Genomic DNA, 21,378 nt, shown 5'->3' on the forward strand with positions numbered 1-21,378 from the left:
CTTGTCCGGGGCCGGTAGGGGGCCGGAATCGGCCGTCCGCCGGGTGGATTCGGCCGGACAACGGCCGGTACGGCGGCGTTCCAAGGGTTCTGGGCGGCCGCCGGACGACAGATGACCCGGTCAGCCCTGGGGTAGGTCGGCGGGGACGAGAATGCGGTCGAGATGGTCCGCGGCGACCAGCCGGCCGCCGTGGAAGGACAGCACCCACACGCTGCCCTTGCGGTTGCGGGCCGGTGGCAGGCTCACCCCGTCCTCGGCGGCCCACCACTCCAGCAGATCCGGAATCACCTTGCCCTGACTGGAGATCACCCGCACCGAGTCGGTGGAGACCAGGTCGCGGGCGCGTTTGCGGGCGGCATCGGGTGCTGCCGCGTAACCGGATTCGGAGAACAACGGCTCCAGTTCGATATCGACACCCAGTTTTTCGGCCAGCGGGGTCACGGTTTGGACACAACGAGACGGTGGGGCCGAGATGATTTCGGCCGCGCCGAAGGCGAGAAGGTTGGGCACCAGGGCGCGAGCCTGTGCGCGACCGGCCTTTTCGAGCGACCGCAGGTCGTCGTCCCCGGCGTAGCGGTCGTTGCGGCCGGCCTTGGCGTGCCGGACGACCAACAGGGTGGCGGTGTCGGCGGGCTGGCGCAGGAAATTGCGGATGATGGTGCGATCCATGGGATAGGAGACGGCGTCCATCACCCGGTCGAGGCGGTACCAGTGCAGGACGTCGACTTCCGAGTTGGACTCGAAGGCCCCGTCGACGACCTCGGCGGCCCAGTAGTCCACCCGCTTCAGCTTCCGATGGCCCGGGATCGGATACGTCACGTGGCCGAGATAGCGCCCCAGGCGCGAATTCAGCCCGGTCTCCTCGGTGACCTCCCGCACGGCCGTGATCACCGGCGTCTCACCGGGATCCAGCTTGCCCTTGGGCAGCGACCAATCGTCGTACTTGGGGCGGTGCACGAGGGCGATCTCGACGGCGTCGGTGCCCGGGGCGTGCCGCCACAACACCGCCCCCGCCGCGAGGATATTGGCCTTGACCGGTGGATCGGTGAATTCGGCGGCGGGGTCCTTGGCGGGTCTGCTCACTGGCGGTCCGGACGACGCAGCCGCATGAGGTACTCCTGGTGGTCGCGAATCTGGTCGGAGGGCACGTCGGGGCCGGGCTGGGCCTGCCAGCTGCCGTCGGGGCGCAGCACCCAGCAGCGGGTGGCCGGATGGGTGGCGGAGTCGAACACCTGTCCGAGCTGGTCGGCCAGACGCGGATCCTTCACCTGCGCCAGCACTTCCACGCGCCGGTCGAGGTTGCGGTGCATCATGTCGGCCGAGCCGATCCAGTATTCGTTCTGGGCCTGGAAGTGCAGCACCCGCGAATGTTCCAGGTACCGCCCGAGAATCGAGCGCACCTGGATGTTGTCGCTCATGCCGGGCACGCCGGGGCGCAGGCCGCAGATGCCGCGCACCACGATCTCGACCGGCACCCCGGCCTGGGAGGCCCGGTAGAGCGCGTCGATGACCTGTTCGTCGACGATGGCGTTGGCCTTCACGCGGATTCGCGCGTCGGCGCCCTCGCGCGCCAGTTCGATCTCGCGTTCGATCCGCTCGATGATCCCGGCGCGGACGCCGACCGGGGCCACCAGCAGGTTGCGGTAGTTGGCCTTTCGCGAATAGCCGGTCAGCGAGTTGAACAGGTCGGTGAGGTCCGCGCCGATCTCCGGTGCGGCGGTGAGCAATCCGACGTCCTCGTACAGGCGCGCGGTCTTCGGGTTGTAATTCCCGGTGCCGATGTGACAGTAGCGACGGATGGTGGCTCCCTCGCGCCGCACCACCAGGCAGGTCTTGCAGTGGGTCTTGAGCCCGACCAGGCCGTAGACCACGTGCACGCCCGCCTGCTCCAGCGCCCGCGCCCATTTGATGTTGGCCTGCTCGTCGAAGCGGGCCTTGATCTCGACCAGCGCCACCACCTGCTTGCCGGCCTCGGCGGCGTCGATGAGGGCGTTGACGATGGGGGAGTCACCCGAGGTGCGGTACAGGGTCTGCTTGATGGCCAGCACCTGCGGGTCGGCGGCGGCCTGTTCGATGAACCGCTGCACGCTGGTGGAGAAGGAGTCGTAGGGGTGGTGCACCAGCACGTCGCCCTCGCGCAGGGCGGCGAAAACGTTTCGGGGCGTTTCACGTTCGCCGAAGGCGGGCGGCGTGGCGGGGACGTAGGGGGCGTCCTTGAGGTTGGGCCGGTCCACACCGTAGACCTGCCACAGGCAGGACAGGTCGAGCAGGCCCGGCACCTGGATGACGTCGGCGGGGTCGACGTCGAGTTCACGCAGCAGCAGATCGAGCATGTGCTCGGTCATGTCGTCGGAGACTTCCAGGCGCACCGGGGAGCCGAAGCGGCGGCGGGCGAGTTCGCGTTCGAGGGCCTGCAGCAGGTCCTCGTCGCGGTCCTCCTCGACCTCCAGGTCGGCATTGCGGGTGATGCGGAACGAATGCTGTTCCACCACTTCCATTCCCGGGAACAGCTGATCCAGGTGCGCGGCGATCAGCTCCTCCATGGGGAGGAAGGCGGCCATGGACGGGCCCTGCGCGGCACCGGACGGGCCTTGTGCCGCACCGGATTCACGGCTGCCGGCGCGGCGGACCCGCACGAAGCGGTCCACATTGTCGGGCACCTTGACGCGGGCGAAGTGCTCGCCGCCGGTCACCGAATCCTTAACCGTCACGGCGAGATTCAGACTCAGGCCGCTGATGTAGGGGAACGGGTGGGCCGGGTCGACCGCCAGCGGGGTCAGCACCGGGAACACCTGATCCTGGAAATATCCGGACAGGCGTTCCTTCTCGCTGTCCACCAGGTCGGCCCAGCGGATGATGTCGATGCCCTCGGCGGTGAGCGCGGGCAGCACCTGGTCCAGGAAGACGCGGGCGTGCCGCGCGGCGATCTCCTGGGTGCGCACCGCGATCATCTCGAGTTGCTCGGTGGGGGACAGGCCGTCGGCGGACCGCACCGACAGCCCGGTCTCGGCGCGGCGCTTGAGGCCCGCGACGCGCACCATGTAGAACTCGTCCAGATTCGACGCGAAAATGGCGAGGAATTTGGCTCGTTCGAGCAGCGGCTGGGACTGGTCCTCGGCCAGCGCGAGCACGCGGGCGTTGAAGTCGAGCCAGCTGAGTTCCCGATTGACGTACCGGTCGGCGGGCAGCGGCGCTATCGCGGTGGGCGGTGGGGTTGCCGCGGGCGGCGCCGCCGGTAGTAGCGGCGATTGCTTGACGGTTTCCGTATCGCTCACTCTCACGATCATTCCTTATGTCGTGGGTGTGGTGCGGTTCTGACACCGTCCAGTGCAGCGCAGATCACGCCGCGTCAGGACAGTGATGATTCGGCCCGGCACCCGTTCCCGGTTTCGTGACACGCTTGCGACACGCTGATTTCTCGGAGTAGCGCGCTGGTCGCCCGCCCGACGCCGAGCGCGGCGGCGCGCTCGAGATCCGCGGCGGTATCGACGTCCTGACGTAATCCAGGCCAATCGCCCGGCAACTCCACCGCGCCCCCGGCGATATGGCGGCGGGCGGAGTCCGGACCGAAGAGCGGGTTCAACGCGGCGGTCAGCGGATCGTCCCCGCCGCCGCGCACCAGCAGGGCGACGGTGCCACTGCCCTCGTGATCGGTGACCACCGACCGGCGATACCCGGCGCTCGCGAGCAATTCGCCCAGTTCTGCGGGACGCAGCGCGGGCAGATCCGCTTGCAGGGCAAGCAGATCGACCGGGCCGTGCGCCCGCCGCACCGCGTCCGCGCCCGCTGCCAGCGCCGCGTTCAGACCGGTGGTGTGCGCGGGGACGACCTCGGGTTCGGGATGCACGAGCGCGCCGAGTTCACGAACCAGATCCGACACGGCCGGGTCGGGCGTCACGACGGTCACCGAGGCGATGCCCGGCGTGGTCGCGGCGGCGGTCACGGTATCGGCCAGCATCGCCAGCACCAGCCGCGGCCGGTATTCCGGACCCAGCCCATCACCCAGCCGACTCTTGGCGAGTCCCAAGCTCTTGACCGCGATGACCGCGTGCACGGACGAGTGCATGCCCGAATCCTCCCACTCCTAGATGACGGGCGCGTGAGCGGCGTCGAATTTCGGGGAGACGCCACAACGGAGTGGCTCACAGCGTGCGCGCATATATTTGTCTGATGGCAAGGGCAGCGGTGTTGGGAGCGGGGTCATGGGGGACCGCGTTCGCGAAGGTGTTGGCGGAGGCGGGAACCGAGACCACCATGTGGGCTCGGCGGCCGGAGGTGGCCAAGGTGCTGGCCACCGAGCATCGAAATCCCTGGTATCTACCCGGGGTGGTGTTGCCGCCGCTGGCCGCGTCCGATGATCCGGCCGTCGTGCTGGACGGGGCCGACATCGTGGTGCTGGCGGTGCCGTCGCAGTCGCTGCGCGCCAATCTCGCGGCCTGGAAGGATCTGATTCCGGCCGATGCCACGCTGCTGAGTCTGGCCAAGGGCATCGAGACCGGGACGCTGCTGCGGATGAGCGAGGTGATCGCGGAGGTCTCCGGCGCGGATCCGAGCCGGATCGCGGTGCTGTCGGGCCCCAACCTCTCGCACGAGATCGCGGCCGGGCAGCCCGCCGCGACCGTGATCGCCTGCCCGGACGTGGCGCGCGCGGAGGCGGTGCAGCACGCCTGTGCCACCGGCTATTTCCGGCCGTACACCAATTCCGACGTGATCGGCTGCGAGATCGGCGGGGCGTGCAAGAACGTCATCGCGCTGGCCTGCGGGATCGCCTCGGGCATGGGGCTGGGCGACAACTCGATCGCCACGCTCATCACGCGCGGGCTGGCCGAGATCATCCGGCTGGGGGTGGCGGTCGGCGCGGAGCCGGTGACGTTCGCCGGACTGGCCGGTGTCGGTGATCTGGTGGCCACCTGCACCTCGCCGCTGTCGCGCAATCGGTCCTTCGGGCGCGCGCTGGGCGCGGGCGGCACCATGGAGACCGCCCTGGAGGCGACTCATGGCCAGGTCGTGGAGGGTGTGAAGTCCTGCACATCGGTGCGGGCGCTGGCCGCCGCGCACGGGGTGGAGATGCCGCTGACCAACGCGGTGCATCAGGTGTGCCACGAGGGGCTCTCGGCGGCGGAGGCGGTCGGGCAATTGCAGGGCCGCCGTCTGAAGTCCGAGTGAACGACCCCCGGTTCGGGACGACCGCGTAACACTGCCGCCACAATCGACCGGGTACGGTTCGGGGCATGACCAACAGGACCAGGGTGGCGGTGGTGTTCGGCGGCCGCAGCAACGAGCACGGGGTGTCGTGTGTGTCCGCGCGCACCGTGTTGGCGAGCCTCGATCCCGAACGCTACGAGGCTGTTCCGATCGGCATCACGCGGGACGGCACCTGGGTGCTCGGCGACGCCGACCCGCGGACCCTGTCCGCGCAGGATCGCGCGCTTCCCATGGTCGACGACAAGGGCACCGCGCTGGCGCTGACCGCGGATCCCTCGCGGGCGGGCGCGCTGGTGCCGCTGGACGGCGCGCAGACCGTGCTCGGCGCCGTCGACATCGTGTTCCCGGTGCTGCACGGCGCGTTCGGTGAGGACGGCACCCTGCAGGGTCTGCTGGAACTGGCCGAACTGCCCTACGTCGGTCCGGGCGTGCTGGCCAGCGCGGCCGGCATGGACAAGGAGTTCACCAAGAAACTGCTTGCGGCCGAGGGGCTTCCGATCGGCGTGCAGATCGTGCTGCGCCCCGGCGTCGCGACCGTCTCCGCGGCCGACCGCGATCGCCTGGGCCTGCCGGTGTTCGTGAAGCCCGCCCGTGGCGGCTCCTCCATCGGCATCACCAAGGTGGACAGCTGGGACCTGCTCGACGCCGCCATCGAGGAGGCGCGCCGCCACGACCCGAAGGTGATCGTGGAGGCCGGGATCGTCGGTCGTGAGGTCGAGTGCGGCGTGCTGGAGTTCCCGGACGGCCGGGTGGAAGCCAGTGTGGTGGCCGAGATCCGGATGCCGGAGGACGACGCGCAGGCCCCCGACTTCTACGACTTCGACACCAAGTACCTCGACGACGTCTGCGAGTTCGACGTCCCCGCCAAGCTGGACGACGCTGTGTCCCAGGAGATCCGGGAGCTCGCGGTGCGCGCCTTCCGCGCCCTGGACTGCCAGGGCCTGGCCCGCGTCGACTTCTTCGTGACCGCCGACGGACCGGTCATCAACGAGATCAACACCATGCCCGGCTTCACCTCGATCTCCATGTACCCGCGCATGTGGGAGGCCGCGGGGATCGACAACCGGACCCTGGTGAGCACCCTCATCGAGACCGCCCGCGCCCGCGGCACCGGCCTGCGCTGACTTCCCCGTCGACGGCCCGGTTCATCATTTCGGATGATGAACCGGGCCGTTCGCGTGCGACCGCGGGGCGACGCCGCGAGCCGGGTCCGCGCGTAACCTCGACGGTGTGCTCGTCGCCCTCACGATTCCCGGTCTGGCCCTGCTGATCATCGCGGTGGCCTTCGCCGACGTGGCGTATCGCAAGCTGACCGGGCGCACCGCGCTGCCGTGGATGCGGAACGAGGACGGCCGGGGCGCGGCGGCCATCGGCCTGGAACAGTTCGACGCGGCCTTCAGCTCCGGCAAGCGGCTGGAGATGGAGCAGCGGCAGTCGGTGCTCATGCACCGGGAGAATCCGGGTGACGGCGACGACGGACCCGAGATCGATCTCACCGCCGGGAAGGCCACGCTCCGCAAGCTCTGAGCGACCCGGCTTCTCCGTATATATCTGTCAGTTGGGGATCGGGTTCGGATCCATCGGCTTCTCGGGCATGGCCTTCTTGATGGCCTCCGAAACTTCCTGCAGCGGAGTCGCTCCGGCATTGTCGGGCATGGTCAGCGCGACATAGGTGCCGCGGTCCACGGCCCACCAGGTGCCGGAGGTGACGCCGCTGGTCTGGTCGCGCAGCTCGAACCAGTTGACCCCGTTCACCACCTGCAACGGCGAGGACTTGGTGAATTCCAGCGGCCGGTCCAGCCCGCAGCGCACCACGATGGCGTCGCCGCCGTCGGGCAGCTGCCAGGCGTGGGTGGCGGGCGGCGCGGGCTGCACCAGTTCGGCGGTGGTGTAGTCGCCGATCGTGTCGGGCAGGGCGGGGAGCAGCGCGGTGCATTCGGGTCCGGCGGCCGCGGGCGCGGGCACCGAACCGAGGGCCAGCGCGTCGCGGCTGTGGTGCCGGTTGGCCAGCACGCCCATCACGATCAGTCCGACGACCAGGGCGACCGGCAGCGCGACAGCGGTGGCGATGAGCGCGGGCGAACGACGCATCTCGTACTCGCCGTCGGAGTCCCCGGCGTGCGCGGACTCCGGCTTCGCGTCGGCGTCGGCCTCGGTGGCGGGCGTCTCGGCCGCCGTGTCCTCGAGGGCGTCGGGCGCCGCCGCGTCGCTGTGGTCCGGTTCGGTGCCGCGGGTGTCGTTGCTCATCCGGTCGTCGATCCCCGATCGTGCCGTGCCGGGTGTGCGCGTCCTCGCGGTGTGCTGCCCGGCTGCTGGTCGTCGATTGCGGGTTCGAGGGTACCGTCGAGCGGTCGGCCGCCCGCATCACACTCGCCCCGAAGGAGACCGCCATCACCACCGCCAGCGATCCGCAGTCCGTTCCGGCCGCCCGCACCGTGGGCGAGCTCGGCGAGTTCGGGCTCATCGCGCTGGTGAACGCGGGGCGCACGCAGACGCCGGGCGTGCTGCTGGGCCCGGGCGACGACGCCGCTGTGATCGCCGCGCCCGAGGGCCGCTTCGTGGTGACCACCGACATGCTGGTGCAGGACCGCCACTTCCGGACCGACTGGTCGAGCCCGCAGGAGATCGGCCGCAAGGCCATCGCCCAGAACGCCGCCGACGTGGTGGCCATGGGCGCGGTGCCGAGCGCGTTCGTGGTGGGGCTGGGCTGTCCCGCCGAGACGCCGGTCGAGTTCGTGCGCGCGCTCGCCGACGGGATGTGGGCCGAGGCCGGGCGGGCGGGCGCGTCCATCGCCGGCGGCGACATGGTGCGCAGCCCGCTGATCATCATCAGCGTCACGGCCTTCGGGGATCCGCGTCGCGCGCCGATCAAATTGTCGGGTGCGCGGCCGGGTGATGTGGTGGCGGTGGCCGGGCCGCTGGGGCATTCGGGTGCGGGGTTCGCGGTGCTGTCCGCGGGCACGGCCGGGAACGCCGAGTTCGCGGACGTGGAGACGGAGTTCGCGGACGTGGTTGCCGCGCACCGGGTTCCGCGGCCCCCGTACGAGGCGGTGCTGGAGCTGCCCGATACCGCGGAGATCACCGCGCTCACCGACGTGTCGGACGGCTTGCTGGCCGATCTGGGGCATATCGCCGAATCCTCGCGGGTGGCCATCGATCTGGAGTCCGAAGCCCTGGCCGACCCGGAGTTGGAGGCGGTCGGCAAGGCGCTGGGCGTCAGCCCCCTGGACTGGATTCTGGCGGGCGGGGAGGACCACGCCTTCGCCGCGACGTTCACCGATTCGGGCGATTTGCCGGAGGGCTGGCGGCGCGTCGGCCGGGTTGTCACGGGCGAGGGCGTGACGGTGGACGGAACCTCCCGAACCGGACCTGCCGGTTGGGATTCCTTCGCATAGCAGGGTCCGGTACCGCGATGAAACTCGACACGATAAGTTTTCCCGACATGGGCGCGAAACCACTGTCGGAAGTCATCGATACGGGCTGGGCCGAGGCCCTCGAACCGGTGGCCGACCGTATTGCCGCGATGGGTGAATTCCTGCGAGTCGAAAACGCCGAGGGGCGTGGCTATCTCCCGAAGGGGGAGAACGTGCTGCGGGCCTTCCAGCGGCCGTTCGACAAGGTGCGGGTACTCATCGTGGGTCAGGATCCGTATCCGACGCCGGGGCATCCGGTGGGCCTGAGTTTCTCGGTGGCCCCGGACGTTTCGCCGATTCCGCGCAGCCTGACCAATATCTACTCCGAGCTGACCAAGGACCTCGGCCTGCCGATGCCGTCCAACGGTGATCTGTCGCCGTGGTGCGATCAGGGCGTGCTCATGCTCAACCGCGTGCTGACCGTGCAGCCGGGCCAGCCGGCCTCGCATCGCGGCAAGGGCTGGGAAGCGGTGACCGAGCAGGCAATTCGCGCGCTGGTTGCCCGGGATCAGCCGCTGGTGGCGATCCTGTGGGGCCGCGACGCGTCCACGTTGAAGCCGATGTTGGGCGATACGCCGTACATCGAATCCGCGCACCCGTCACCGCTGTCGGCTTCGCGAGGATTCTTCGGATCTCGGCCTTTCTCCCGAACCAACGAATTGCTGGGTACCCTAGGGGCCGCGCCGGTCGACTGGCGTCTGCCGTAGCGCTGATCCGTTACCTGATTCAGGAGCATGTGTATGCAGAAGAAGACTGCCCGTGGTGTTTTCGTCGCTCTGGCCGCCGGTGCCGCGCTGGCCTCGGCCCCGGCCATCGCCAATGCCGAGCCGTTGACCCTGGACCCCTACGTCCCCGAGTCCACCTCCTCGGTCAAGCCCGTCGGCAGCCTGCTCGACACCAACAGCGTGAGCGGACTCTCGTCCAACGTCACCTCGCGGACGGCGTGCCTGCTGCAGTCGATCAGCCAGCAGGTGGATTGCCTCAACGGCGCGGCGTGATCCGCGGCGCCGGGCCTCACCCCGTCAGGGCCCGGCGCACCATCCGCACTTGCAGTGCGGGAGAGAAGGCTTCGACCCGGCGTTCGCCGTCGGGTTCGAAGCCGTATTTCGTATAGAAGGCCCGCGCGCGGGGGTTCTCCTCGAACACCCACAGCGCGATATCGCCGGTCTCCGGCAGCACCTCGTCCATCAGCGCCTGGGCCACGCCTGTGCCGTGGTAGGTCGCGCGGACGTAGAGGGCGCTGAGCTCGTATTCGGCGGCGGGTGATTCCTCGCGGTTCTCACCGCTGCCCGCGAAGCCGATGACGGTGCCGTCGTCGAGCACGGCGACCCGGATCCGGCCCGGGTACTCGAACAGGATCCGGCTCCACGCCGCCGCCCGCCGGTCCACGTCGAAGGCGTCGAGCACGTGCTGGGGCACCAGCCCCTGATACGCCTCCCGCCAGCAGGCGATGTGGCATTCGGACATGCTGTTGACGTACTTCGGTTCGAGTGGAACGACCTGCCACTCACCCATGATTGCCACCTGTCCAGTCCCCGGAACGACAAAAGCCCCGGTTCACCCATTCTGGGTGCCGGGGCTTCCGACGAAAAGCGCTTTATCAGCCGCGAACGACCTTGCCCGCCTTCAGGCAGGAGGTGCAGACGTTCATGCGGCGAGTGTTGCCGGGGGCAACCTGGGCGCGCACGGTCTGGATGTTCGGGTTCCAGCGACGGTTGGTGCGCCGGTGCGAGTGCGAAACCGACTTACCGAAGCCGGGGCCCTTGGCGCAGACGTCACAGACGGCAGCCATAGTCGCGAGCTCCTTCATGTCATAGAGGGACCCGCTGCACGACGTACAGCGTGTCCGAAAGCCTAATGTCTTGGACCGTACCTACCGGCTGAGAGCCGGTGAACGCATGCCGATACCTGAGCGAGCAGGACCGTGCCTGCGTGAGGCAACCGCCCAAGAGTAGCCAACCCGTCCCGGGCGTGTCCAATCAGCCCCCCGGTACCGGTCCCGTATGCGGTGTACGAACGCCAGGTGACGGCGCGGTGTCGGTTGCCCCGACTAGGCTGGCGAGGGGATTTCACGACGTGAGCGGAAGGACGGTGACGGTGCCCGGGGTAGCGGACGCGCTCGACGGTACGGCCCTGTTGAACTGGGGTCGCCACACCCTCACCGCCCTGGAACGCCACCGGGACGAGATCAACGCCCTCAATGTCTTCCCCGTCGCCGACTCCGACACCGGCACCAACCTGTTGAGCACCATGCGGGCGGCAGTCGGCGGGGCCGAAGCCGCGGCCCGGTCGGGCGCTGCCGCCCCGACGGGCGACTCCGACCTATCGGTCCGGGACGCCGCCGACCTATCGGCCCGGGACATCGCGGCCGCCATGGCGCGGGCGGCGACCGTCGGGGCCCGCGGAAACTCCGGGATCATCCTGTCGCAGGTATTGCGCGGCATCGCGGACGCGGTCGCCGAGGGGCCGCTGACCGAGCGGGCGTTGCGGGTCGCGCTGCGGCAGGCGGCGCGGCTGGTGCGGGAGGCGTTGAGCTCGCCGGTCGAGGGGACCATGCTCACCGTGCTGGACCGGGCCGCCGAACGCGCCGCCGATGCCACCGAGCGGGATCTGCTGGGTGTGGCGCTGGCGGCGGCGGACGGGGCGGTCAAGGCGCTGGGGGAGACGCCGACCCAATTGGGTGTGCTGGGCGAGGCCGGGGTGGTCGACGCGGGGGCGCGCGGACTGCTCGTGCTGTTGGACGAATTGGTGGTGGCGGCCGGGGGCAGCGCGCCCGCGCGCCCGGTGTACCGGCGGGGCGCGCCCGAAGGGCGGCCGTCCCGGATCCCGGACCGCGAGGCGCGAAGTACGGAACCCGCGTCCTGGACGGGCGTGAACGGTTCCGGGTCCTCGGCATCACCGAGCCGTTCCGAGTTCTCGGCGGCGGAGGACGAGTACGGCCTCGGTGCGGCCGGTCCGGACGGCGATCACGTCGATCATCCGGCAGCCGCGCACGCCTCCGGCGTATCCGCATCGAATTCCATTGCGGCGGTACTCAATTCGGGTGCGCATGCGCTGCGCTCCGCGGTCGGCGGTGGTGTCCCGCACTACGAGGTGATGTTCCTGGTGCGCGGGACCGAGGAGCAGCGCATCGGCGAGCTGCGGGATCGGCTGGGAGCGCTGGGGGATTCGGTCGTGGTCGTGGGCGACGGCGCGGAAACCTGGTCCGCGCACGTGCATTGCGGGGACGCGGGCGCGGCGGTCGAGGCCGGGCTGGCGGCGGGGGCGTTGAGCGGGATCCGGATCGAGGTGCTCGACGATTCCGGGCACAGGCCGGCGGGAAGGGTCGATCGCGCGATCCTGGCGGTGGCGTCGGGGGTCGGGGCGGTGCGCTTGTTCGAGGACGCGGGGGCGGTCGTGATCGAGGGGGCCGTCACCTCGGAGGTTCTGCTCGAGGCGATCCGGCGCATCCCGCATCGGGAGGTGCTGGTGTTGCCCAACGGGGCCCTGCCCGCGCACGAGCTGGTCGCGGTGAGTGTGGCGGCGCGCGACGGGCAGCGCGAGGTGTTGATGCTGCCGTGCGGGTCCATGGTGCAGGGCCTGGCGGCGCTGTCGATGCACGATGCCGGACGGGCCGCGGCCGACGACGCGTTCGCCATGTCGGAGGCGGCGGCCGGAACCCGGTGGGGTGCGCTGCGGGTCGCGCCGGAGCGCGCGCTGACCATGGTGGGGATGTGCGCGGCGGGCGACGGGCTCGGATTGGTCGGCCACGATGTGGTGGTCATCGATTCCGATGTGCGGGCCGCCGGTCGCACGCTGCTGGACCGAATGCTGGGACTGGGCGGGGAATTGGTGACCATGCTCCTGGGCGGCGATGCGCCCGAAGGGCTTTCCGACGACTTGACCGCGCATGTGGCGGCCGGCTTCCCGGGTGTGGAAGTGGTGGTGTACCCGGGCGGTCAGGCCGGTGACCTGGTGCAGATCGGGGTGGAATAGATGGCGACGCTGGCTGATCGGCTCGATCACGTGCTCGGGGTGAAGGCGGCGGAATCGCTGCAGGAGCACTTCGACATGCAGACCGTCGAGGATCTGCTGCGGCACTATCCGCTGCGCTACGCCACCCAGGGGCAGCCGCTCACCGAGGAGCAGCCGGAGGAGGGCCAGCACATCACCGTGATGGGCCGGGTCACCAAGACCGATCTGCGCCCGATGAAGAATCGTCGCGGCAGCCTGCTCAAGGTGAACCTGGACACCGGCGGCCCGCGCCCGGTGGAGATCACCTTCTTCAATGGTGACAAGGTCCGCTATCTGGTGAAAGACGGTGTGCGGGCGATGATGTCGGGCACCGTGCACTGGTGGCGGCCGGACCGCTGGAACCTCTCACACCCCGACTACCTGATCCTGCCCGAGCAGGGCGAGTCGATCGAGAACCTCACCTCGGTGCGCGGCGGCGGCGCGCTGCGCGGGCTGGCGCAGACCGCGAAAGGCGCCGGGGGAGTGGATGTCTCGTTCTTCGAGCGCGAGTTCATCCCGGTCTATCCGTCGACGGCGAAGGTGCAGAGCTGGGATCTGCTGCGCTGCATCCGGCAGGTGCTCGATCAGCTGGACCCGATCGACGACCCGCTCCCGGAATCGCTGCGCACCGAGCATTCGCTGCTGCCGGTGTCGGACGCGCTGCGCCTGATCCACCTACCCGAGCACAAGGCCGATATCGAGGCCGCCCGCGGCCGGCTGCGGTTCGACGAGGCGATGGCCCTGCAGTTGGTGCTGGCCGAGCGCCGCCATCAGACCGAGGGCCGCACCGCCAAGCCGTGCCCGCCGCGCACCGACGGCATCGCCGCCGCCTTCGACAAGCGGCTGCCGTTCGAGCTGACCGAGGGGCAGCGCACGGTCATCGACGAGATCTCCGCGGACCTGTCGCGTCCGCACCCCATGCACCGGCTCTTGCAGGGTGAGGTGGGTTCGGGCAAGACCATCGTGGCCCTGCACGCCATGCTGCAGGCGGTGGACAACGGTCAGCAGTGCGCGCTGCTCGCCCCCACGGAAGTCCTTGCCGCCCAGCATTATCGGTCGCTGTCGAAGATGCTCGGCGATCTGGGCACGGCGGGGGAGCTGGGCGCGGACGAGAACGCCACCAAGATAGTGCTGGTGACCGGTTCCATGTCGGCGGGCCAGAAGAAGGCCGCCCTGCTGGACGCGGTGACCGGTGACGCCGGTCTGGTGATCGGCACCCACGCCCTGATCCAGGACAATGTGGAGTTCTTCGACCTGGGCATGGTGGTGGTCGACGAACAGCACCGGTTCGGCGTGGAGCAGCGGGATGCCCTGCGCGCCAAGGCGAAAGGCGCGGCGAGCCCGCACCTGCTGGTGATGACCGCGACCCCGATTCCGCGCACCATCGCCATGACCACCCTGGGTGATCTGGAGACCTCGGTGCTGACCCAGCTGCCGCGTGGCCGGTCGCCGATCACCTCGAAAGTCGTTCCCGCCAAGGTGAAACCGGCGTGGGTGGATCGCGCGTGGGAGCGCATCCACGAAGAGGTGTCGCAGGGGCGGCAGGCGTACGTGGTGTGCTCGCGCATCGGCGACGAGGAGGAGAACGGGAAGGGCAAGGGCCGCAAGGCGAAAGCCGAGGAGGAGAAGGAAGGCCCCACCACCCATTCCGCCGTCGACATGTACGAGATGCTCGGGGCGGGCCCGTTCAAGGATCTCCGCGTGGGCCTGTTGCACGGCCGGCTGCCCGCGGACGAGAAGGACCGCGTCATGCGGGATTTCAACGACGCCGAGATCGATGTGCTGGTCTGCACCACGGTGGTCGAGGTCGGTGTCGACGTCCCGAACGCCACCGTCATGGTGATCGTGGACGCGGACCGATTCGGCGTCAGCCAGTTGCATCAGCTGCGCGGCCGGGTCGGTCGTGGCAAGCACGCGGGCTTGTGCCTGCTGATCACCGAGACCAATCCGATGGGGACGGCCATGGCCCGGCTGGAGGCGGTCGCGGGCACCACCGACGGTTTCGAACTCGCGGTTCTGGATCTCAAACAGCGTCGCGAGGGTGACGTGCTGGGGTCGGCCCAGTCCGGAACCGCCCGCAGCCTGCGCCTGCTGTCGCTGCTCGACGACCTCGAAGTCATCACCGCCGCACAGGAAGTGGCGCGCGAGATCGTGTCCTCGGATCCGGGCCTGAAGAACCATCCGGGTCTGGCGGGCATGATGCGCGCGGCGGTGGACGGCGAACGTCTGGAGTATCTGGCCAAGTCCTGACGGACTATTCGGCGGTGGCGTCGTCGGGGGCCAGCCCGGCGAGTTCGCGCCACCGCGAAATCTCCTCCCCGTGCGAGCCGGACAGCGTGGCCTCGGTGACGTCCACCGCGGCGGCGTCGTCACTGTCGCCGTCGCGGGTGAGCAGCATCAGCGGCCAGCTCGGTTCGTCGGTGGCGGCGGGGCCGAACGGCTGCCAGTCCCAGGGTCCGCCGAAGCGCCAGGCGCGGCCGGAGGAGTCGGCGACCTCGTCGCCCGGTTCGAGGAAAGCGTAGGGGCGGAATCGCAATTCGACGGTCCGGGGGATGCCGTCGTCGGGATCGAACACCGGTTCCTGATCGGTTGCTCCGGGCTCGTCGGCGAGTCCGGCACGCAGGTAGGCGATCTCCCGGCGCGGCCGGGGCAACCGGCCGGTGGCGCGCGGCGGTTCGTGCTCGCGCAGCCCGGTCACGCGCACCAGGGTCGGCGGAATCCCGACCCGGCACGGCGCGTCGGCGGCGAGTTCGCCGTCGGCGGGCCGGATTCGGAACAGTTCGTGTTCCCAGCCGGGTGCGCCGGGGCCGGTCGGCACCGTGACGACGCCGTTCCAGCCGTCGCCGTCGGGATCGTCGGCCCACCAGGGCCATTCGACGCGGACCTGGTCCGCCGTCAGCTCGGTGACCCGTGCCGCGGTGAACGGACAGGACAGCTCGAGGATGTCACCGACCCGGTATTCGAACGCCACAGCCACCGAACCTAACCCGTTCGTGGCGTGGACGTCCCATTCGCCGGGCTAAACGGCGGCGGGGAATTCGTCGGCCTTGACGCCCTCGATGAAGGATTCCCACTCGCGCACGGTGAAGAGCAGCACCGCGCCGTTGCTACCCTCCTTGCTGTGGGCGACCACGATGCCGCGGCCGGGCCAGTAGCCGACCTGCACGCAGCTGCCGTTGGCACCGCCGACGGTGCTGGTCCGCATCTGCAGTCCGTCCGGCAGATCTGCCTTGGTAGTCATGAGCGGGTTCCCTTCGTCCTTTCACAGTCGGGTTCGGACGCGAGGCGAAGAAGAGCAGCCGGGGTCCTCGATGCGGGACAACGCCGTCTGGCATCGGCTGACGCGGTTCACACTACCGGCTCGGTGCTGGAAGTGTGCCCGGTATCGGCTGTCAAAATGGTGACCCGTCATGGGGATTCACAATGGTGTTCGCCCGTACGGGGATTCGGCGAATTCGCCCGTACGGGCACCCGGGTTCGGCGCGGAACGGGTCACACCTCGAGGTCTTCCTCGATGCCCTTGAGGCGGTGGCGCGCCATGGCCAGGTTGGCCCGGGCGCGGTCGAGCGCCAGATACAGGAACAGGCCCTTGGATTTCCGTCCGGTCATCGGCCTGATGATGTGATACTGGCTGCTCAGGGTGATGAGGACGTCCTCGATCTCCTCCTTGATGGCGAGCTGGTCGATGGTGCGCATCTTGGCCCGCACCACCTCGGTGTTGCCCGCGGCGGCGACCTGCAGATCCAGCGCCTTGGAGCTGCCGAGCATGCCGAGCGCCATGCCGCTGTTGTAGTCGACCACGGCCGCGCCGATCGCGCCGTCGATCACCATCATGTCCTTCAGTGCGATATCCATGTTGGACATGGGGTTTCCTTTCAATCGGTGTTTCACTTGGGGTTCGAAGTCTGTGTTCCGGGCGGCAGCGCGGCGGCGGGATCGGCGTCGCCGGTGACGGCCGCGAGCTGGTCGGCGATGGCTCGGGCGGTGGGCCGCGATTCCAGGTGCACGCGGCCGATATTCGTGCCGGGCCCGGCGAGAACGGTGAGCGAGGCGGTCCAGCCCACGGCGTAGATGACGACGTCGCCGCTCTCGCCGTGCACCACCACCTCGTGGAAGCCGCCGCCGTGTGCGGTCGACGCGAGCCGGTGCGAGAGCGAGAGCTGTGCGGCGGTGAGCGCCGCCATGCCCGCCGGCTCGATGTGCGCGGGCAGATCGTGTGCGATGAGCAGCCCGTCGGTGGATGCCACCAGCGTGCCGGTCAACTGCGGCACCCGGTCCCGCAGCGCCTTCAGCTCCCTGAGTACCTGCGTGTTCGGTTCTGGGCCGGACATCGCCACTTTGGTCAACCTTCCTATCAATTCGCCGAGCCGCCTTCGCCGCGCGGTCACGCGAGCTCCTCCAAGGCCGCCTCCCTATCCGTTCGCGGTCATGCCAGTTCCTCCAGTGCCGCCCGTAGCCGGATGAGGACGTCCCGGTCGGGCGGTTCCCAGCGGTCGGGGACGGCGACCGCCGCGGCCTGCCGCACCCGGCGGCGCAGCGGCGGGGCGGAATTCGTTGCCGCCGCGGAGTTCTCGTCCGGAGCTGCGGCGGATCGTTCGGCCGGTGGCCGGTCCGGCTCGATGGCGGCGCAGATGTGGTCGGCCAGGGCCACCATGACCGGCGCCTCGATCAGCCCCGCCGCGGTGAGTTCGCGCACCGCGAGCAGGCAGCCGTAGGTGGTGCGGCCCAGATCCTCGGCGAGCCCGGTGATGCTGCGGCGGGCGTCGACCGCGGCGAGCACCTCCGCCTGGCCGCCGGTGAGCACCACCCGCCGTCGCTGCACCCGTCGTACCGGGACCACGGCGACGCGATCCACCAGCTCCACCGGCCATACGCCGGCGGTCGGGTCGCCGCGGCGGGCGCATTCGTGGATCAGCGCGCCCGGGGTGATCCGGCAGGCGTGGGCCAGCCAGTGCGCCGGCCCTTCCCGGAACTCCACCCGGGCGGGTGCGGCCAGCAGCAGGTAGGCGGCGTCGAAGACCGACAGCAGCGCAAGGGTTTCCAGCCGCGGGCCGGTCGGTAGCTGGTCGGGGGTTCCGGACCGGGCGCGGCGCCAGCCCTCGGCGTCGGTGAGCCCGGCGGTTATCGCCAGGCGATCGAGTCCGGTGGTGCGCCGGCAATCGGCGGCCACGATCGCGCCCTCGACGAGATGAAATGCGCCATCGCCCACGGTGAGCACGCCGGTGCCGCGTTGCTGTTCCAGTCGCCGCAGTTCGATGACGAGTTCACTGTCCATGATCATCCTCGGAGAATTCGGCGAGAATAATCCGCAGCTGGTATCGGGCCATGGCGAGATTTCCGGTGTCGCCGTCGAAGAGAACGTGCACGAAAAGCCGTCCGTCGAAATCGCCGTCGATCAAATTCAGCAGGTGATATCCGCCGGTTCCGCACACGATGATCTCGGTGATGTCGTCGCCGGGGCGGCCGGTGGCCATGGCCGGGGAGGTGAGCACCGAGCGCACGACATCGGTTGCGGCAGCTGCGTCTTCGTGTTGATCGACGACGTCGTGGCGACCGGCGGCGGCGATGGCCAGCCCGCTCGCGCCGTCCACGAGGGTGACGCTGCACGCACCGGGAATGTCCATGATGCGTTTGAGGCATCCGTCGATACCGATCACTGCCGCCCACCGCTTGTTCCGAGAAATCTTCGAGCGAATCCAGACGCTACACAGGATGCGCGGGAGATGGGGAGCAAACGCCGGATTAATCCGGGTAACTCATGATTTTCCAGGTGCGCGATCAAGAATACTAGACAGTATTAATACCTTTCGGTATTTGATGCAATCGGGCGAAATGGATATCCAAAATGGATGAGGGCAAGCATGATGCAAGCCCCACTTCCGGCTCACCGGCCTCAGTGGGGCAGACGGGGGTACGGCAGATCCGAACTGGTGTGCTCGTCGATCGCCAGCGGCCGCCCGATCTGCGGGAAGGCGCGCTGGGCGCAGGACGGGCGCTCGCACACCTTGCAGCCCGCTCCGATGGGTATCGCCGCGGCGGGATCCTCGATCTCCAGGCCGCGTGAATAGACCAGGCGGTCCGCGTATTCGATATCGCAGCCCAGTCCGATGGCGAATTCGCCTCCGGCGCCGCCGAACCCGCTCGGCGTGGGCGCGGTGGTGCGGGCCACCCACAGGTAGCGCCGCCCGTCGGGCATGGACGCCACCTGCGACAGCATCCGGCCGGGCTGGTCGAACGCCTCGTGCACCACCCACAGCGGGCAGCTGCCGCCCACCCGGGAGAAGTGGAAGGCGGTGGCGGACTGGCGTTTCGAGATATTGCCCGCCCGGTCGCTGCGGATCAGGAAGAACGGCACCCCGCGCTGCCCCTGGCGTTGCAGCGTGGCCAGGCGGTGGCAGACGGTCTCGAAGCCGACCTCGAAGCGCAGGCCCAGCAGGTCGATGTCGTAGTGCAGTTCCTCGGCCGAGCGCAGGAACTTGCCGTAGGGCAGGATCAGCGCGCCCGCGAAGTAGTTGGCCAGCCCGATCCGGGCCAGTGTGCGGGATTCGCCGCTGAGGGCGGGGTTTTCGTCGAGCACCTCGTCGAGCAGGGCGCCGTGCAGCAGGAAGGCCAGGGTGGCGGCGATCTGGAAGGCGCGCTGGCCGGGCCGCAGCCGGCGGGCCAGGGTGAGGGTGCGGGTCTCGGGTTCGTAGTGGCGCTTGGGGATGTTCGGGTCGGCCCCGTCGCCGCGGACCAGGACGGTGACGCCCGCGCGTTCCTCGGCCACCCGCGCCAGCTGGCGGTCGAGCGAGCCGATGGTCAGCCCGCTCTCCTCGAACAGCCGCTCGGCGGCCAGATCCAGCTGGGCGATGTGATTGTGGTGGTCGTAGAAGAAGTCGCGCACGTCCTCGTAGGGCATCGCGACGCCGGGTGTGCCGGCGGGGGTGGCCACCTTGGAGGACAGAAGATCCAGCTGGTCGGTCGCGGCCCGTAGTCGGCGATGCATGGCCACAACGATTTTCGCGACCTCGGGCATGCGGGTGGCCAGATCCTCGACCTCGGCCACCGGCGCGGCATTGCCGCCCGCGGCCTCCACCAGGATCTCGTGCAGGTCCGAGACCAGTCGCGCGTCGGAGTCCGCGGCGAAGAACTGCACGTCCAGGTCGAAGGTGGAATTCAGTTTGAGCAGCACGGGAATCGTGAGCGGTCGCTGATCACGCTCGAGCTGGTTGAGGTAGCTGGGCGACAGGTCCAGGGATTTGGCCAAGGCCGCCTGGGTCATCCGCCGTTCCTCGCGCAACCGCCGTAGTCGGGCCCCCGCATACATCTTGCGCACGTGGGGGATGCTACCGATTCGGCTTCGCAAACATCGCAATTTGAGGAGACTCGCGGTGATTTCGCAGACACTGCGTGGTACTTCACCGTGCCGTCCAGCATGCGTAGCATGCGAATTCGAGACTACCGGCGGTTTTACGCGCGAGTGCCCATCGTACGACCAACGCCACGCCGACGGGCTGGAACGGCGGTCGGAATGTGCCCCGAAATCGGCGGGCTCACCCCAGAATCAGGTGAACCTGGAGTTCGCCGACCAGGAATCCGAGCACCGCGCCGATCGCGACCAGCTTCCACTCGTCCTGTTTGAAGGCGGGTCGCAGCAGGCCCTCGTACTCGTCGTCGGACAACTGCTTGGTCTTCTCGATGACCAGACTGCGGACATCGAGGGCCTCGATGGCGTGCTGGTCGAACCCGGAGTGGGCGGCGGCCTTGACGTGGTCGAGGACGAAGGTGACCGCGTCGCGTTCGATGGCGGTGTAGCTGTCGCCGGCGACCATCATGACCAGCGGGCGGGCCGGGCCGGTCTGTAGTTCCAGGAACTCGCTGACGTGGCGGCTCAGCAGGGATGCCAACCGGTCGGCTCGTTCGCCATTGAGGACGGCCTCGAGAATGCGTGCGGGGGTGAGGATCTCGGTGGCGATCAGGTCGCCGTAGTCGGTGCAGACCTGCTCGCGGCGCTTGTGGAACAGGCCCTGCCATTTGAACGGGCCGATACCGACCGGACGGATCGGGCGGAAGATCATCTGCAGCGCCAGCCAGTCGGTGAGCAGGCCGGTGAAACCGCCGAACGCGGGCATGAGCAACGGATTGTGCGTCAGCGACCAGGTGAACATCTGCACGAAACCCAGCACGGTGCCGAAGATCAGCCCGGAGCGCACGATGAAGCGCAGCTCGTTGTTGCCGACCCGGCGCACCATCTCCACCAGCAGCGACTTGTCGTCGACCAGGGCGTTGATGGCCATGCCGCGCAGGTCCATCACCTGGTCGATATTGGTGCGCAGGTCGAAGACGATGTCCTCGATCAATTGCGGCAGATCTCGTTGCGCGCGTTCGATGATGGCGCGTTGCGCGGACTCGGGCATGTTCACCCACAGCCGCGGCTGATGCTTCATCATCATGGCGCGCACCATGTAGTCGACGCCCGCGTCGAGGGGTTCGCGCAGGCGCGTGGTGAGTTCGCCGATGTCGATGCGGGCGATGATGTCCTGCGGATCGATCAGCTTGCCGAACATGAGGTCCACCGCGATGGTGGCCATGCGCGGCGCGGAGCGGGGGATGACGCCCTGCCAGCCCAGCCACGGCGGGATGCCCTTGAACTCGAGCGGTTTCATGAGCATCTGCACAGCGACGATCTTGGTCACCCAGCCGATGAGCGCCGCGACGAGCGGGATGGAACAGTACAGCAGCCAGTGGTCGGCGAAATCCGCGATCACGACCCGCTCGGCCCCTGTGC

The 21,378-nt window shown here is 69.1% G+C and carries 22 protein-coding genes; 8 read left to right on the forward strand and 14 right to left on the reverse strand.

Going from position 1 to position 21,378, the window contains the following annotated elements:
* Positions 1-120 precede the first annotated feature (120 nt).
* The 3 genes from ACQP06_RS09825 to cofC all read right to left on the reverse strand — a co-directional run bounded on the left by ACQP06_RS09825 (position 121) and on the right by cofC (position 4,066).
* The gene (locus ACQP06_RS09825; RefSeq protein WP_433671927.1) at positions 121-1,083 is read right to left on the reverse strand and encodes an NUDIX hydrolase; all 963 of its coding nucleotides are present in this window, start codon (positions 1,081-1,083) and stop codon (positions 121-123) included.
* Positions 1,080-3,287, reverse strand: a complete 2,208-nt coding sequence (locus ACQP06_RS09830; RefSeq protein WP_433671928.1) for an RNA degradosome polyphosphate kinase — start codon at positions 3,285-3,287, stop codon at positions 1,080-1,082. Before ACQP06_RS09830 ends, ACQP06_RS09825 begins: the two co-directional genes overlap by 4 nt.
* Positions 3,288-3,349: 62 nt before the next feature.
* Entirely contained in the window at positions 3,350-4,066 is a 717-nt protein-coding gene (gene cofC / locus ACQP06_RS09835; protein ID WP_433671929.1) for a 2-phospho-L-lactate guanylyltransferase, read from the reverse strand.
* A 104-nt stretch (positions 4,067-4,170) separates the two neighbouring features.
* Between cofC and ACQP06_RS09840 the strand changes: the two genes are divergently transcribed.
* The 3 genes from ACQP06_RS09840 (at position 4,171) to ACQP06_RS09850 (ending at position 6,732) form a co-directional block, all read left to right on the forward strand.
* Entirely contained in the window at positions 4,171-5,166 is a 996-nt protein-coding gene (locus ACQP06_RS09840; protein ID WP_433671930.1) for an NAD(P)H-dependent glycerol-3-phosphate dehydrogenase, read from the forward strand.
* A gap of 65 nt (positions 5,167-5,231) precedes the next feature.
* Positions 5,232-6,329 carry a D-alanine--D-alanine ligase family protein gene (locus ACQP06_RS09845; protein WP_433671931.1) on the forward strand — a complete coding sequence of 366 codons (1,098 nt, stop codon included), beginning with the start codon at positions 5,232-5,234 and terminating at the stop codon, positions 6,327-6,329.
* A 106-nt stretch (positions 6,330-6,435) separates the two neighbouring features.
* Positions 6,436-6,732, forward strand: coding sequence for a DUF6191 domain-containing protein (locus tag ACQP06_RS09850; RefSeq protein WP_433671932.1), 297 nt, complete (start codon positions 6,436-6,438; stop codon positions 6,730-6,732).
* 27 nt (positions 6,733-6,759) lie between these two features.
* Here the strand turns inward: ACQP06_RS09850 and ACQP06_RS09855 are convergent, their stop codons facing one another.
* Positions 6,760-7,452 (reverse strand): DUF3515 domain-containing protein, encoded by a 693-nt coding sequence (locus ACQP06_RS09855; RefSeq protein WP_433593465.1) that lies wholly within the window; start codon positions 7,450-7,452, stop codon positions 6,760-6,762.
* Positions 7,453-7,640: 188 nt separating this feature from the next.
* Here ACQP06_RS09855 and ACQP06_RS09860 point away from each other — a divergent pair, with 188 nt between their 5' ends.
* The 3 genes from ACQP06_RS09860 to ACQP06_RS09870 are packed head-to-tail and all read left to right on the forward strand — an operon-like array spanning position 7,641 to position 9,616.
* Positions 7,641-8,600, forward strand: a complete 960-nt coding sequence (locus tag ACQP06_RS09860) for a thiamine-phosphate kinase (protein ID WP_433673280.1) — start codon at positions 7,641-7,643, stop codon at positions 8,598-8,600.
* A 47-nt stretch (positions 8,601-8,647) separates the two neighbouring features.
* Positions 8,648-9,325, forward strand: a complete 678-nt coding sequence (locus ACQP06_RS09865) for a uracil-DNA glycosylase (RefSeq protein ID WP_357279964.1) — start codon at positions 8,648-8,650, stop codon at positions 9,323-9,325.
* 33 nt (positions 9,326-9,358) lie between these two features.
* Positions 9,359-9,616 carry a hypothetical protein gene (locus ACQP06_RS09870; protein ID WP_357097557.1) on the forward strand — a complete coding sequence of 86 codons (258 nt, stop codon included), beginning with the start codon at positions 9,359-9,361 and terminating at the stop codon, positions 9,614-9,616.
* 16 nt (positions 9,617-9,632) lie between these two features.
* Here ACQP06_RS09870 and ACQP06_RS09875 read toward each other — a convergent pair whose 3' ends face one another.
* On the reverse strand, positions 9,633-10,133 hold the full coding sequence (locus ACQP06_RS09875; protein WP_433671933.1) for an N-acetyltransferase family protein: 501 nt from the start codon (positions 10,131-10,133) through the stop codon (positions 9,633-9,635).
* Between the two features lie 85 nt (positions 10,134-10,218).
* The gene (gene rpmB, locus ACQP06_RS09880) at positions 10,219-10,410 is read right to left on the reverse strand and encodes a 50S ribosomal protein L28 (protein WP_011210730.1); all 192 of its coding nucleotides are present in this window, start codon (positions 10,408-10,410) and stop codon (positions 10,219-10,221) included.
* Between the two features lie 284 nt (positions 10,411-10,694).
* On the opposite strand from rpmB, the gene ACQP06_RS09885 reads away from it, so the two are divergent.
* Positions 10,695-12,593: a DAK2 domain-containing protein gene (locus ACQP06_RS09885; RefSeq protein ID WP_433671934.1), complete on the forward strand. Its 1,899-nt coding sequence runs from the start codon at positions 10,695-10,697 to the stop codon at positions 12,591-12,593.
* The gene (gene recG, locus ACQP06_RS09890; RefSeq protein ID WP_433671935.1) at positions 12,594-14,861 is read left to right on the forward strand and encodes an ATP-dependent DNA helicase RecG; all 2,268 of its coding nucleotides are present in this window, start codon (positions 12,594-12,596) and stop codon (positions 14,859-14,861) included.
* A 4-nt stretch (positions 14,862-14,865) separates the two neighbouring features.
* Here the strand turns inward: recG and ACQP06_RS09895 are convergent, their stop codons facing one another.
* The 8 genes from ACQP06_RS09895 to ACQP06_RS09930 form a co-directional block, all read right to left on the reverse strand.
* Positions 14,866-15,582 (reverse strand): hypothetical protein, encoded by a 717-nt coding sequence (locus ACQP06_RS09895; RefSeq protein ID WP_433671936.1) that lies wholly within the window; start codon positions 15,580-15,582, stop codon positions 14,866-14,868.
* A 48-nt stretch (positions 15,583-15,630) separates the two neighbouring features.
* Complete coding sequence (locus ACQP06_RS09900; protein WP_357097547.1) at positions 15,631-15,852, reverse strand: DUF397 domain-containing protein; 222 nt, start codon at positions 15,850-15,852, stop codon at positions 15,631-15,633.
* A 251-nt stretch (positions 15,853-16,103) separates the two neighbouring features.
* Positions 16,104-16,475 (reverse strand): hypothetical protein, encoded by a 372-nt coding sequence (locus tag ACQP06_RS09905; protein ID WP_357097545.1) that lies wholly within the window; start codon positions 16,473-16,475, stop codon positions 16,104-16,106.
* A gap of 23 nt (positions 16,476-16,498) precedes the next feature.
* Complete coding sequence (locus ACQP06_RS09910) at positions 16,499-16,942, reverse strand: roadblock/LC7 domain-containing protein (RefSeq protein WP_433671937.1); 444 nt, start codon at positions 16,940-16,942, stop codon at positions 16,499-16,501.
* Positions 16,943-17,037: 95 nt separating this feature from the next.
* Positions 17,038-17,886, reverse strand: a complete 849-nt coding sequence (locus tag ACQP06_RS09915; protein ID WP_433671938.1) for a hypothetical protein — start codon at positions 17,884-17,886, stop codon at positions 17,038-17,040.
* A complete protein-coding gene (locus ACQP06_RS09920; protein WP_357097539.1) occupies positions 17,876-18,268 on the reverse strand; it encodes a hypothetical protein in 393 nt (130 codons plus the stop codon). The genes ACQP06_RS09915 and ACQP06_RS09920 overlap by 11 nt, the downstream gene beginning before the upstream one ends.
* A gap of 236 nt (positions 18,269-18,504) precedes the next feature.
* Positions 18,505-19,926: a short-chain fatty acyl-CoA regulator family protein gene (locus ACQP06_RS09925; RefSeq protein ID WP_433671939.1), complete on the reverse strand. Its 1,422-nt coding sequence runs from the start codon at positions 19,924-19,926 to the stop codon at positions 18,505-18,507.
* A gap of 217 nt (positions 19,927-20,143) precedes the next feature.
* Positions 20,144-21,358: a DUF445 domain-containing protein gene (locus ACQP06_RS09930; protein ID WP_433671940.1), complete on the reverse strand. Its 1,215-nt coding sequence runs from the start codon at positions 21,356-21,358 to the stop codon at positions 20,144-20,146.
* Between the last annotated feature and the right edge of the window lie 20 nt (positions 21,359-21,378).

Source organism: Nocardia sp. CA-136227 (assembly GCF_050955695.1).
GTDB lineage: Bacteria > Actinomycetota > Actinomycetes > Mycobacteriales > Mycobacteriaceae > Nocardia.